At 69.5% G+C, this 12316-nt stretch carries 9 protein-coding genes; 5 read left to right on the forward strand and 4 right to left on the reverse strand.

What is annotated here, in order from left to right; translation table 11 throughout:
• Positions 1-7 precede the first annotated feature (7 nt).
• A complete protein-coding gene (locus tag QOZ81_RS15145) occupies positions 8-1564 on the forward strand; it encodes a serine/threonine-protein kinase (protein WP_300714961.1) in 1557 nt (518 codons plus the stop codon).
• 2 nt (positions 1565-1566) lie between these two features.
• Positions 1567-3450 (forward strand): C4-dicarboxylic acid transporter DauA, encoded by a 1884-nt coding sequence (gene dauA, locus QOZ81_RS15150; RefSeq protein ID WP_291204386.1) that lies wholly within the window; start codon positions 1567-1569, stop codon positions 3448-3450.
• 76 nt (positions 3451-3526) lie between these two features.
• On the opposite strand, the gene QOZ81_RS15155 is transcribed toward dauA, so the two are convergent.
• Positions 3527-6016 (reverse strand): hypothetical protein, encoded by a 2490-nt coding sequence (locus QOZ81_RS15155; RefSeq protein ID WP_291204384.1) that lies wholly within the window; start codon positions 6014-6016, stop codon positions 3527-3529.
• 381 nt (positions 6017-6397) lie between these two features.
• Here QOZ81_RS15155 and QOZ81_RS15160 point away from each other — a divergent pair, with 381 nt between their 5' ends.
• On the forward strand, positions 6398-7585 hold the full coding sequence (locus QOZ81_RS15160; protein ID WP_291204381.1) for a type II secretion system F family protein: 1188 nt from the start codon (positions 6398-6400) through the stop codon (positions 7583-7585).
• A gap of 95 nt (positions 7586-7680) precedes the next feature.
• Here QOZ81_RS15160 and QOZ81_RS15165 read toward each other — a convergent pair whose 3' ends face one another.
• Genes QOZ81_RS15165 through QOZ81_RS15175 form a run of 3 tightly spaced genes read right to left on the reverse strand, consistent with a single transcriptional unit; the run spans position 7681 to position 10011 of the window.
• Entirely contained in the window at positions 7681-8820 is a 1140-nt protein-coding gene (locus QOZ81_RS15165) for a murein hydrolase activator EnvC family protein (RefSeq protein WP_291204378.1), read from the reverse strand.
• 4 nt (positions 8821-8824) lie between these two features.
• Entirely contained in the window at positions 8825-9565 is a 741-nt protein-coding gene (locus QOZ81_RS15170) for a hypothetical protein (RefSeq protein WP_291204375.1), read from the reverse strand.
• A 41-nt stretch (positions 9566-9606) separates the two neighbouring features.
• Positions 9607-10011 carry a hypothetical protein gene (locus QOZ81_RS15175; protein ID WP_291204373.1) on the reverse strand — a complete coding sequence of 135 codons (405 nt, stop codon included), beginning with the start codon at positions 10009-10011 and terminating at the stop codon, positions 9607-9609.
• A gap of 165 nt (positions 10012-10176) precedes the next feature.
• Here QOZ81_RS15175 and QOZ81_RS15180 point away from each other — a divergent pair, with 165 nt between their 5' ends.
• Together QOZ81_RS15180 and QOZ81_RS15185 are read left to right on the forward strand one after the other, a co-directional pair.
• Positions 10177-11325 (forward strand): aspartate aminotransferase family protein, encoded by a 1149-nt coding sequence (locus QOZ81_RS15180; RefSeq protein WP_291204370.1) that lies wholly within the window; start codon positions 10177-10179, stop codon positions 11323-11325.
• Positions 11322-12314 carry an N-acetylornithine carbamoyltransferase gene (locus QOZ81_RS15185; protein ID WP_291204368.1) on the forward strand — a complete coding sequence of 331 codons (993 nt, stop codon included), beginning with the start codon at positions 11322-11324 and terminating at the stop codon, positions 12312-12314. The genes QOZ81_RS15180 and QOZ81_RS15185 overlap by 4 nt, the downstream gene beginning before the upstream one ends.
• Positions 12315-12316 lie beyond the last annotated feature (2 nt).

Below are 12316 nucleotides of genomic sequence, written 5' to 3' on the forward strand. Positions count from 1 at the left end.
GTTGTGGATGACCCCCGTTCTGATGGCCCAGAGCCAGCCCACGTTCTATGCCGCCTATCAGGATGGGCTCGATGCAGAACGCCAGGGGCAGTGGACGACCGCGGCGGCGGCCTACCGCCGGGCCATCGAACTCAGGCCCGTGCCGGCCGCCCAGGTCATCATCTACGGCAACAACCTGCTGAAGAATTACGCCCCCTACACCCACCTCGCCCGGTGCCTCCTGGAATCGGGGGAGCTCGAGCCGGCCCAGGCGGCTCTGGGCAGAGCCACCCACTACGGGGAGCCAAAGACAGAGCGCGAGGTGCTCGCCCATGCCCTCGCCCGCCGGATCGCGGCGCTCCAGGTCCCCAAGGAGCTCCCTGCCCAACCGCCCCCCGCCGACGCCACCCCAAAAGGACGGGCCGTCCCCGCCCCCGCCCCACCCCCGATGGTGGAACCGGCCCCGCCCCCGGCCTCGAAGCCGATCCAGGAGGCCCCTTCCCCCATCGCCTCCGCACCGCTGCAGGGCCCGGCCGCCCAGCAGGAGCGGTCACGCCAATCCACCCCCCAGACGGCGGTCCCGGCTCCCGTCCAGAGCCCACCCCTTCGCCCGGCCCCCCCACCCACCCGCGCTCCGGAAACCAATCCAACGGGGGGGGGAGCCCCCCGCCTCGGTTGGCTCCTCGCCCTGCTCTCGGTGCTCGGAGGCGCGGCATTCCTCCGCTGGCGGCGCGGTCGGACTCGCCCAGAGGCCTCGTTCAAGGAGCCGGAACAGCTCGGCCCCTACCGGATCGAGCGCCTCCTCGGCCGCGGTGGATTCGCCAGCACCTACCTGGCCTACCACACCGCCACCCGGCGGCCGGTGGCCCTCAAACTGCTGCACCCCTACCGCCACGATGACCCCGAGTTCCTCCGCCGCTTCAGGCAGGAGGCCAAGCTGGGAGCAATGCTTGATCACCCCAACCTGGTGCGGATGCTGGATCCGGGACCCGAGAGCGGAACGCCATGGCTGGCGATGGAATACATTTCCGGACGAAGGCTGGATCAGAAGCTTCGCGAGGACGGGCCGCCTTCCCTGTCCGAGTCCATCCGCATCGCGCTGGAGATCGCGGGTGCCATGGCTCACGCCCATGGCCTGGGCATCGTGCATCGCGACCTGAAGCCCGGGAACGTGATCTTCGACGGCGACCAGGTCAAGGTGATGGATTTCGGCATCTCGCGCATCGTCGACTCCACGACCCTGACCACCACCTACGCCTTCCTGGGAACCCCGAAATACGCTGCCCCCGAGGCTCAGCTGAAGGCCCAGGTGGGCCCCGCCGCCGACCGCTACGCCTTCGGAATCATGCTGTTCGAGCTGCTGGCGGGACATGCCCCCTTTGATGGCGAGACCCCCTTCGAAATCCTCGAGCAGCACCAGAAGACGCCCCTTCCCGACCTCGCCGTCCTGCGCCCCGATCTCCCACCGGACCTCGTGGACCTCATCCAGAGGCTGTGCCGGAAGCAGCCCGGTGAGCGCCCGGATGACCAGGAGACGATCCGCACTCTGGAGCAGATCCAGACGGAGTTGCCACCTCGAGGGTAGTCATGGCCCGCACGCGCTTCCAGGATCCCTCGACCACCGTCCCCCTCCGGGCCCTGCCGGCGGCCGCCCTGCGGGCGGTGCTCGCCGAGGGCTACTCGGGACGCCAGTTCAAGCGGGACCTGACGGCGGGCTTCTTGGTGGGCATCGTGGCCCTGCCCCTGGCCATGGCCCTGGCCATCGCCGTGGGCGTACCGCCCCAGCAGGGCCTCTACACCGCCATCATCGCCGGGTTCATCACGGCCCTGCTGGGTGGTTCCAGGATCCAGGTGGCTGGGCCCACGGCGGCCTTCATCGTCGTGCTGGCACCCCTCTACGTGAAATTCGGGCTTTCGGGCCTGCTGATGTCCGGCCTGCTGGCCGGGCTCATGCTCATCGGCATGGGCCTGCTGCGCATGGGCAAGCTCATCGAGTTCATCCCCTTCCCCGTGACCACCGGCTTCACCTCGGGCATCGCCACCGTGATCGCCGTCCTCCAGGTCAAGGACCTGTTCGGGCTGAAGCTTGATCACGTCCCGGACCACTTCATCGAGCGCCTCGGCGCCATGGGCCGCGCCTGGCACACGGTCTCCCCCTGGGAGCTGCTCATCGGCCTGGGCACCCTGGCCATCCTGCTCACCCCTCGGCTGCCCAAGCGACGCTTGGCCCGCCTCCCGAAATTCCTACGGAAGATCCCCGCGCCGCTCCTGGCCCTGCCCCTGGCAGCCCTGGCCGCCTGGGTCCTGGGGCGCTGGATCCCGGGTTTCACGGTGGACACCATCGGCAGCCGCTTCCACACCATGGTGAACGGGCACCTAGTGGCCGGCATCCCCCAGGTGCCACCCTCCTTCCTGTGGCCCTGGAGCGCCCCCGGCGTGGATGGCCAGACCATGGGACTGAGCCTCGGCACCATCCGCCTGCTGCTGCCCAGCGCCTTCGCCGTGGCCATGCTGGGGGCCATCGAGTCCCTGCTCTCCGCCGTGGTGGCCGATGGCATGGCCCGCACCCGCCACGACCCGGACGCCGAGCTGCTGGCCCTGGGCGTGGGCAACGTCATCGCCCCCTTCTTCGGCGGCATCCCGGCCACCGGGGCCATCGCCCGCACGGCCACCAACTTCCGGTTCGGCGGGCGCACCCCCGTCGCCGCCATGGCCCACGCCCTGACCATCCTGCTGGCCATCCTGCTCCTGGCGCCCCTCATCAGCTTCCTGCCCATGGCCAGCCTGGCGGCCCTGCTGCTGCTCGTGGCCTGGAACATGTCGGAGGTCGAGCATTTCTTCCACACGGTACGGGTGGCCCCCAAGAGCGACGTGGCCGTGCTGCTCACCTGCTACTTCCTCACCGTCGTGTTCGACATGGTCATCGCCGTGACTGTGGGCATCGTGCTCGCATCGCTGCTCTTCATGCGGCGCATGGCCAGCGTGTCGGAAGGCCACCTGAGCCAACCGGACCACCGCGCCCTGCCCGGCCCCCTGCCGGACGGCGTGGTGATCTACGACCTCTCCGGCCCCCTCTTCTTCGGTGCGGCTGAGCGGGCCCTGAACGCCATGCGGGCCATCGGCGATGATGTCCGCGTGATCATCCTGCGCATGGAACAGGTGCCCAGCGCGGACGTGAGCGGCCTGGTGGCCATGGAGGGCGTCCTGCGCGAGATGGAGCGCCAGCACATCAAGGCCATCTTCGTCGGACTGCACGGCCAGGCTCTCAGTGTGTTCGAGCGGGGCGGCCTCAAGGACAAGGCAGGCGAGGTGGCCTTCTGCGCCACCATGGTCGAGGCCTTCAAGGTCATGAACGCGAAGCTGCACACCTACAAGCGCCGCAACCTGGGCCCCATCAGCTTCCAGGTCCTGCACCGCGAGAAGGCCCGGAAGGCCATCTCCGATCAGAACAGCCGCAACAGCGCGACGTAGCCGCTCACCGTCCTCTCGGTATCACCTCCGGCGATACGCGAGACCTCCCTTCCCGGGATCCGGGCGAACCCATCGGCTAGAACAACCTCAGCAGCGCGACATATCCGCTCACCGTCTTTACGCCGGCGATATCGCTTTGCAGGCCGATGCCCAGGTCCACGCGCACGGACGTGAACCACCAGAACCCCGGAAGGTCCCCGACAAGGCCCAGGCCTGTTACCCCGTATGTCTTCCCGTCATCGAGGCCCCGGGCCCGGCCATGCTCCAGGCTCACGGAAAGCCGGAGGTTCGGCCCGGTGGGAATCGCGAGGGCGGTCTTGGCGTAGGCCACCTGGTCGGCGGCGATGGCGTTGGAGCGGATGCCGGCGATGCGCACCATGGAGCCCAGCCCGCCCACGTCCAGGGAGTTGAACCGGTCGAAGGCGCGCCCCCCCACCCAGCCGGCTTCGCCGTGGAACCAGAACCCGGGCTTCACCTCCCGGTCCAGGCCGAGGCTGCCGCCATAGCGCTTGAAGTCCCCTCCCTCAGGTACGACCTGGGGATCCGCCGCCGTGCCGTAGGTGCCCTCGGGCCGCTTCCCCCACCCGTGGAAACCGCGGATCTGGAAGCCCCGGAACAGCCAGGAACCCTGCAGGGTGCCCACCTTCGTGAGCCCCGAGGGCGGCAGGGCGTAGCCCGGTGTGCGGTACTTGGTCTCTCCCTCGCTGTAGTCGTCGTAGAGGAAGTCGCCGCGGCCCTCCAGCCGGAAGCCCAGGCCCAGGTCGTGGCCCAGCTCCACGCCCGCCATGCCGAAGCGCCGGCCCACGCCATCCTTGTTGGCCAGCTTCCCGTCGATCACAGGCCGGTCCGTGCCCTTCAACAACAGGCCCATGGCATTGGCGCTGACATCGAAGCCGCCGAGGCCGCGGGGGATGGCGAGGTTGATCGTGTCGAAGACCCCCGCCACGAGGGCGTTCAGCTGCACGCCCTTGCCGAAGGCGTTGTAGTCGAAATACACGAACCCGCCCAGGGGCATCACCGGGGGCGTCATGCCCGGATCCACCAGCACCAGCCCCGCCAGGGCCCGGCCGCTGCTCTTGGCCTTCTCGTCGATCTTCCGGGTGCCGTCCTCCTGGCGCGTGAAGTAGCGGGCGCCCTCCGGCGTAACCTTGAGCATGGTGTCATTCGAGGTGCGCGCGGCGTCCCGCTCGGCCAGGAAGTGGTCACTGTTCAGGGCGAAGTCGCGGTAGGTGAAGCGCCGCTGCACCTGCACCACGCCATCGGTGCTCACCCAGCGCTCGTAGGTCTTCACGGCCACGGGGCGCCAGACCCCGGGGGCCACGGTGCCGTAGGTGAGGATCTCGCGCTCGCTCTTCACCGTGCCCGGCAGGTCGTTCCGCTCGCGCCGTTCCACGAGGATCTTCCCGGTGGCCTCCTCCACCTCCAGCTCCCCCGCGTAGGCCAGGGGATCCGGACTCACCGGCTCGAAGCGCAGCAGGCGCCGGCCGGGGCCCGCGGGCCCGCCGTCCCGGTAGCGGTACCGCTCCGCCAGGCTGAGGGCCACGGGCAGGGACACGGACTGGCGGCTTTCGATGAGGGGCAGCTGCACCTCGCCCGTGAGGTTGGCCCTCACCCCGTTCAGCCGCACCTCCTTCTGCAGCAGCTCGGGCCAGTCCCCGGCCTGCTCGAAGTAGCCGAAGGTGAAGCCGATGTCCCCGCCGGGGCCCCGCGAGCCCTGGATGTGCAGGTCCAGGTCCGCCTTGGCCTGGAGGGTGCGGACGGCTGCCCGTGAGCGCAGGTGCGCGACGCGGACCTGCGCCAGCAGGGCGCCCACGTCGTAGGCGTCCGCCGCAGTCACCGCCACCTCGTGGCGCTCCTTCGGCAGGGGCACCGCGGTCCAGCTGCCATCCGCGAAGGTCCAGCGCTTGGCCTCCCCAGCCCGGTTGCGCAGGGTGAGGTCGCCCACCCCGCCCTCGACCTCCACGAACCCCTGGGGGATGAGCGCGGCGAGCTGCGCGGAGGAGCCTCCGGCCGGCACCACCAGCCGGCCCCCGTCACCCATCAGCGTCGCGGCCTGGGCGCCGGGGTCCTTCGGCAGCCAGAGGGTCCAGGCACGGCCGGGGAAGGTCTCCTGGGCCTGGGCCAGCTGGGTGCGCCAGAGCGTGGAATCGACGTTCAGGTCCGAAGGCAGCAGGGCCCCGCCATCCACCGCGCCCCAGGCCGTCTCGTCGAGGACGGGTACCGCTTTGGGATCGAAGGCCACGTAGAGCCGCTGGCCCGGAGCCTGGGCCTTGAGGGCCTGGGCGGCCGCCAGCAGGAGTGGGATGCGCGCCTCCCCCAGGGGCAGGCGGAGCCGCACGGCCGGGGCCTCCCGGAGCGCCGCCACCAGGGGGAGCCAGCGCTGCCGGGCGGCCTCCACCTGGGTGGCGTCCCGGTTGTCCCGAGGCAGCAGGGCGGTGGAGTCGGCCGTGGTCAGGTCCAGATCCACTGGTGGCGCCTCACCCACCCGCAGGGGGGCCGCCGGGGGTGCCTGGGCGACCAGCGACAGCGTGAGCGTGGGAATCAGGGCGAAGGAAGGGCGCGGCACGATGCCTCCGGATTAGGAGCGTGTCCAAGTAATGGGTGGGGGCTGCACTGGGGCGTCAGCCGAGCGAGGCGAGGAAGGTGACGAAGGCCCTCTCGGTATCGGCTTTGCCGATACGCGAGACATGCTGAAATCTGGTGGTTCCAAGGACGAGGAGCCTGACGCTGCATCCCGAGAGCTGCCACCCCAGCCCGAAGGGTTGATGGCAAAGGGCTCCCATGCTGCGTCACCGGGCTTGAACGGTGAACCCGCACCGCCCTGCGCCCACTTCCTTGCCTGGAAGCCCTTTGCCGTCAATGCAGCCCCTATCGATTACTTCGACACGCTCCAAGGAAGGCTACCGCGGCGACCCCGTTCCGGGTTATCCGGTATCCTCGAAGGTCTATGCGATTCACGGTCCGACTCACTCATGCCAACGGGGAAGTGCTGGTGCGCGAGTTCGAGGCGGACAGCGCCGAGAGCCTCCGGGCCCGCGTCCTCGCCGAAGGTGGCTTCCCCCTCGCGATCACCCGGACGGACACGGCCTTCCGCAGCCGGAACCAGCTCAAGACCGAGTCCCTCGTGCTCTTCAACCAGGAGCTGCTGGCCCTGCTGAGGGCGGGCATCCCCCTCCTGCAGTCATTGGAGCTGCTGGTCGGCCATGGCAAGGATGTCCAGCTGCGCCGCAGCCTCACCCAGGTGGTGGAGCTGGTGCGGGAGGGCATGTCCTTCTCCGACGCCCTGGAGCAGGCGGGTTCCTTCCCGCCCATCTACCGCAGCAACGTGGTCGCGGGCGAGCGCAGCGGCACCCTGCCGGAGGTGCTGGCCCGCTGGCTGTCCTTCCAGAAGTTCGCGCAGACCAGCCGCCGCCGCATCATCGAGGCCCTCTTCTATCCGACCTTCCTGGTGCTGGTCCTGATCCTGGCCCTGGGCGTGATCTTCAACGTGGTGCTGCCCCGCTTCGCCGAGTTCTACGCCGGCGGCGACATCGAGATGCCCTTCTTCACCCGGATCCTGCTGGGCGCCGGCAAGTTCGTCAGCTCCACCCTCTGGTTGCAGGGCCTCATCCTCATCGGCCTGGTCGTCCTCGGCCGCTGGATGGTGGCCTCCGAGGCCGGACGCAAGCTGGCCGAGCGGCTGCTGCTGATGCTCCCCAAGGTGGGCACCCTGTACCGCATGTACCATTCCAGCGTCTTCTGCCGGACCCTGGGCGTGCTGCTGTCCGGCGGCCTGCCCGTCGTGCAGGCCCTGGAGGTGGTGCAGCGCACCAGCCCCAGCGAGCGCATGAAGGCCGGGCTGCTCCTGATCACGGACAAGGTCCGGGCCGGCAGCAGCCTCCACCTGTCCCTGGAGCAGGCCAAGGTCCTGGATCCCCTGGCCGTGGAGATGATCCGCGTGGGCGAGCAGAGCAGCGCCCTGCCCGAGATGCTCGACCACGTGGCGAACTTCTTCGATTCCGAAGTGGAGAAGGCCACCACCGCCGTCACCAGCCTCATCGGCCCCGTGCTCATCCTCTTCATGGGCGTCGTCGTCCTGGGCCTCCTCCTCGCCATCTACGTGCCTCTGTTCAACGCCAGCAGCATGGTTCGCTGAATGTCCTCCGGGGGTTCCACGCTCCGCCACGCTGGGCGAACACCCCCGGTCCCCCGCGCGGATCCTCGGCAAAGCCGGGGATCCGCTTTCTCATCCTAGCGATACCGCTTCTTCATCCACTTCTGCGGATCCTGCGGCTGGGCCTGGTGGCGGATCTCGAAGCCCAGGCGCGGGCCGTCCACCGTGTCGCCCACGGCGCCCACGGATTCACCGGCCTTGAGCACCTGGCCCTTGGTGACGCCCAGGCCCACCAGGTGGGTGTAGAGCGTGAACCAGCCGCCGCCGTGGTCGAGGATCACCATGGGGCCGTAGCTCTGGTAGTAGTCCGCGAAGGCCACCTTGCCATCGGCCACGGCCGCCACGTTGGTGCCGCCGGGGGCGCTGATGAGCAGGCCGCTCTGCATGGTCTTGGTCTTGAAGCGCGGGTGCAGGTGCTCCCCGAAGCCCAGGGCCAGCGTACCTTCCACGGGCTGGGGCAGCTCGCCGCGCAGGTTGGCGAAGGCCACGGCGGGCTCGAAGGCCTCGCCCTTGGGCTTGCTGAGCAGGCCCGCCAGCAGCCGCTCCAGCTGGACGGCCTCCTCCGCCAGCTCCGCCTGGGCCTGTTTCTGCGCCACCTCGTCCTTCTGCAGGCCATCGAGGAAGCTGTTGAGCTTCTCCTCCTGGAGCCGCAGGGCGGCCTGGAGCTGGGCGGCCTCCCGTTCCTCGGTGGCCAGGCGCCCCAGGACCTCCTTCAGGGCCTTCTCCTTGGAGGCCAAGTCCCCCTGCAGCCGCTGGATCTGGCCCAGCTGCTTCCGCTCCTGCAGGCGCGCCCAGGCCAGCATGCGGCCCCGCACCAGCCAGGCCTCCAGATCCTTGAAGGTGACGTAGAGCGCGACGTCACCCCAGGGGCCCAGGGCCTGCATCCAGCGCACCTGCTTGCGGAGGCTCCCCTGGAGCCGCTGGACCTCGCCCTGGATCCGCGTCCGCTCGCGGCCGATGACCTGCACCTCGTTCTGGGCCTGGTCCCGGCGCAGGCGGGCCCCTTCCACCTGGGCCTTGGCCCGGTCCCGCTGCAGCGAGATGCCCTGGATCTCCACCAGCACGCCCTTGCGGCGCTTCTTCAGCGAGGCCAGCTGCTGGTCCACCTGGCCCAGCCGGCCCTGGATCGCCGCCAGCTTCTGCCGCAGCTCTGCGGGATCCTGGGCGCCCTGCGCCGCGAGGATCGCGGGGAGGAGAACGGCGATCAGCGGGCGCACGATGCTATTTCTTTCCACCCGCTGGAAGCAGCATGGCCAGGGCGCCCAGCACCAGCGGCCCGCCGATGGACAGGGGCAGGGCCAGCGGCGAGAAGGGATCCGAAGGCAGCTGGGCCATGGGCAGCAGGCGGACGATGACCTCCAGCACCTTCACCTGGCCGGCGCTCCAGCCCAGGTCCTGGCCGAAATCGAGGAAGAAGCTGAGGCGCGGCCCCAGCTCCCGGAGCAGCAGCGTGAAGAGCAGGGCCAGTCCCGCGCTGGACTTCAGCAGGCGTGAGAGCAGCACGGCCCACAGCAGCATCTGGAGGCCCAGCAGAAGCCCATGCAGATCCGCACGGAGCAGTTCCGGCGGCCACGCCTCACCGATGAGCCGCCAGCTCAGGGCCCACACGGGGATCAGCGCCACCTGGGAAAGAAAGAGGCCATGGGCAAAGCCCAGTCCCGTGCCCACGAAGAAGCCCTTGAAGCGCTCGCCGCGGGCAGCCGCGGCCGTCCACTGACTCACGGGGCCGAAGGCCCCCAGCAGCACCACCAGGGACACCACCCAGTACATCACGCCCTGCAGGTTGCCCACCGCGTAGGAGCGCAGCGAGTCGGCGCCCAGGGGAATGGCCGTGCCGAAGAGCAGGATCTGCGAGCCCCCATCTCCCTGCTGGCCCCGCACCGCCATGACCACCAGCCCCGTGGCGAACAGGCAGGCCAGCACCCAGCCGATGCGCAGCTTCGAACTTCCGAACCGATCCATGAAGGCTCCACAGGATCCTTCGAGTGTAGGGCAGGACGCGCTCAGCGTGCCGCCAACACCCGCGCCAGGTGGGCCTTCACCTCGGCCAAGCGCTCGGGCAGCACGGCCACGAACACGGTATCGTCCCCGGCGAGGGTGCCCATCAGGCCCGGCACGGGGTCGCCGTCGAGGCTGAGGCCCAGGGCCTGGGCGAAGCCGGGGGCCGTGCGCAGCACCAGCAGGTTGGGCGGCGCCTCGGTGATGCTCACGTCGGGAAGGACCTGGCTGCCCGGCTCCACACGGCGATAGCGGCCCTGGACCTTCTGCACGCCCAGCCGCTTCAGCCGCCGGGACAGGGTGGACTGCGTCAGCTCGTGGCCCTGGCCTTTCAACCGGGCCTGAAGGTCCCCCTGGTCGGTGATGGGGGCACCGTCCAGCAGCTGGAGGATGAGGGAATCCAAGTCCATGCATGGATGATGCATGAAATTGCATATCTCAACAAGACAAGATTTTTCAAAAGCACACCAAATTCACACAAATTTCTGCTTGAACCCCTTTTTCAAGCGCGCATAATATGCAATCTGCCGCTTGGTTATGCACCCTCCATGCGCGCATATGCACAGGATGCCTGCATGACCGCGACCCTTCCCATCCCCGCCCTGCTCCCCACTTACGCCCCCTATCCCTTCCCGCTCGTGCGAGGAGAGGGCGACCGGGTCTTCGACGACCAGGGCCGGGGCTGGTGGGACTTCTACGGTGGCCACTGTGTGTGCGCCACGGGCCACAGCCACCCCAAGGTGGTGAAGGCCGTGGCCAACCAGGCCGCCTCACTGCTCTTTTACTCCGCCGCCGCCGCCCTTCCCGTGCGGGATCAGGCCGCGACCCAGATCACGGCTTTCGCGGGCATGGACTCGGTCTTCTTCTGCAACAGCGGCGCTGAGGCCAACGAAAACGCCCTGAAGCTGGCCCTGCTCCTCACGGGTCGCAAGCAGCTCGGCGCCTTCGAAGGCGGCTGGCACGGCCGCACCCTGCTGGCCCTGTCCGTCACCGACGATCCCAAGATCACCGAGCCCTTCGCCGACCAGCTGGTGCCCACGGTGCGGCTGCCCTTCGGCGACCTCGCCGCGCTGGCCGCCGCCGACTTCTCCGGCATCGCCGGCGTGATCCTCGAACCCATCCAGAGCATGGCCGGCATCAAGACTGCCTCCCGCGAATGGTTCCGGGCCCTGCGCGCCAAGTGCGACGCCTCGGGCACGCTGCTGATTTTCGACGAGATCCAGACCGGCATGGGGCGGATGGGAACGCCCTTCGCCGCCCAGTTCTATGGCGTGCGGCCCGACCTCATCACGTCGGCCAAGGGCCTGGCCTCGGGCGTGCCCATGGGCGCCCTGCTCATGACCGCTGCCGTGGCCTCCAAGCTCAAGGGCGGAGATCTGGGGAGCACCTTCGGCGGCGGCCCCCTGGCCTGCGCGGCCCTGTTGGCCACGGTGGAGGTCATCGCCCACGAAGGCCTGATGCCCAATGCCATGGCTGCCGCGGCCAGGCTGCGGAAGGAGCTCGTGGGCTCCGTGGTGACGGAAGTCGTGGGCGAGGGCCTGCTGCTGGGCCTACGCAGCGCCCATGCCGCCGCCCTCAAGAAGCACCTCCTGGCCCACCACATCCTGGTGGGCGGCTCGGGCGATGCCACGGTGCTGCGGCTGATGCCGCCCCTCAACGTCAGCGGCGAAGCCCTGAGCGCCCTCGTCACCGCCATCCATGCCTTCCAGCCGGAGCAGCCATGAAGCACTTCACCCGCATCTCGGACCTGGGCCCCGCGGGAGTCAAGGAGATCCTCGCCACGGCCGCCGAGTGGAAGCGCAACCGCCCCGGCGCCATCTTTGCCGACCGCATCCTGGGCATGGTGTTCTTCAACCCCAGCCTGCGCACGCGGGCCAGCTTCGAGGCGGCCATGCTGCGCCACGGCGGCCACGCCATCGTGCTGGAAGTGGGCGCGGGCACCTGGAAGCTGGAGGACCGCGACGGCGCCATCATGAACGAGGACCGCGCCGAGCACGTGCGCGAGGGCGTGCCCGTGCTGGGCCGCTACGCCGACCTGCTGGCCGTGCGCACCTTCAGCCACGGCAACGGGGATGCGGAGGATGAAGTCGATCCCGTCATCAACGCCTTCCGGCGCTTCTCCACGGTGCCGGTGCTGAGCATGGAGAGCGCCCGCGAGCATCCGCACCAGGGCCTCGCCGACCTGCTCACCATCCAGGAGGCCCACGGCAGCACGAAGGTGCCCGTGACCCTCACCTGGGCCCCGCACATCAAGCCCCTGCCCAAGGCCGTGCCCAACTCCTTCCTGCTGACGGCCGCGGCTTGCGGGGCGGAGATCCGCGTGGCCCATCCGAAGGGCTACGAGCTGGCACCCGAAGTGCGGGCCGAAGCCGAAGCCTACGCCGCCGCCACCGGCGGGAAGATCGTCTACACGACCGACCAGGACGCGGCCCTGGAAGGCAGCGCCGCCGTCTACGCCAAGGCCTGGGGACCTTCCACCAGCTCGGGCCTGGCTGCCGCGCCCATGGCGGACCTCGGCTCTTGGATGCCCACCGCCGCCCACATGCAGAAGGCCGCGAAGGAAGCCATCTTCACCCACTGCCTGCCCGTGCGCCGCAACCTCGAAGTCCATGACAGCGTCCTCGACGGGCCCTGGAGCCGCGTCGTCGACGAGGCCGAGAACCGCTTCCACGTGCAGCGGGCCACCATCCACCACCTGCTCTCCCAGTCCTAAGC

The organism is Geothrix sp. (genome assembly GCF_030219325.1).
In the GTDB taxonomy this organism is placed as follows: domain Bacteria; phylum Acidobacteriota; class Holophagae; order Holophagales; family Holophagaceae; genus Geothrix.

Coding starts and splice junctions, on each gene's coding strand:
- QOZ81_RS15145 (WP_300714961.1), top strand. CDS start 8: ATGACCCCCGTTCTGATGGCCCAGAGCCAGCCCACGTTCTATGCCGCC.
- dauA (WP_291204386.1), top strand. CDS start 1,567: ATGGCCCGCACGCGCTTCCAGGATCCCTCGACCACCGTCCCCCTCCGG.
- QOZ81_RS15160 (WP_291204381.1), top strand. CDS start 6,398: ATGCGATTCACGGTCCGACTCACTCATGCCAACGGGGAAGTGCTGGTG.
- QOZ81_RS15170 (WP_291204375.1), bottom strand. CDS start 9,565: ATGGATCGGTTCGGAAGTTCGAAGCTGCGCATCGGCTGGGTGCTGGCC.
- QOZ81_RS15175 (WP_291204373.1), bottom strand. CDS start 10,011: ATGGACTTGGATTCCCTCATCCTCCAGCTGCTGGACGGTGCCCCCATC.
- QOZ81_RS15180 (WP_291204370.1), top strand. CDS start 10,177: ATGACCGCGACCCTTCCCATCCCCGCCCTGCTCCCCACTTACGCCCCC.
- QOZ81_RS15185 (WP_291204368.1), top strand. CDS start 11,322: ATGAAGCACTTCACCCGCATCTCGGACCTGGGCCCCGCGGGAGTCAAG.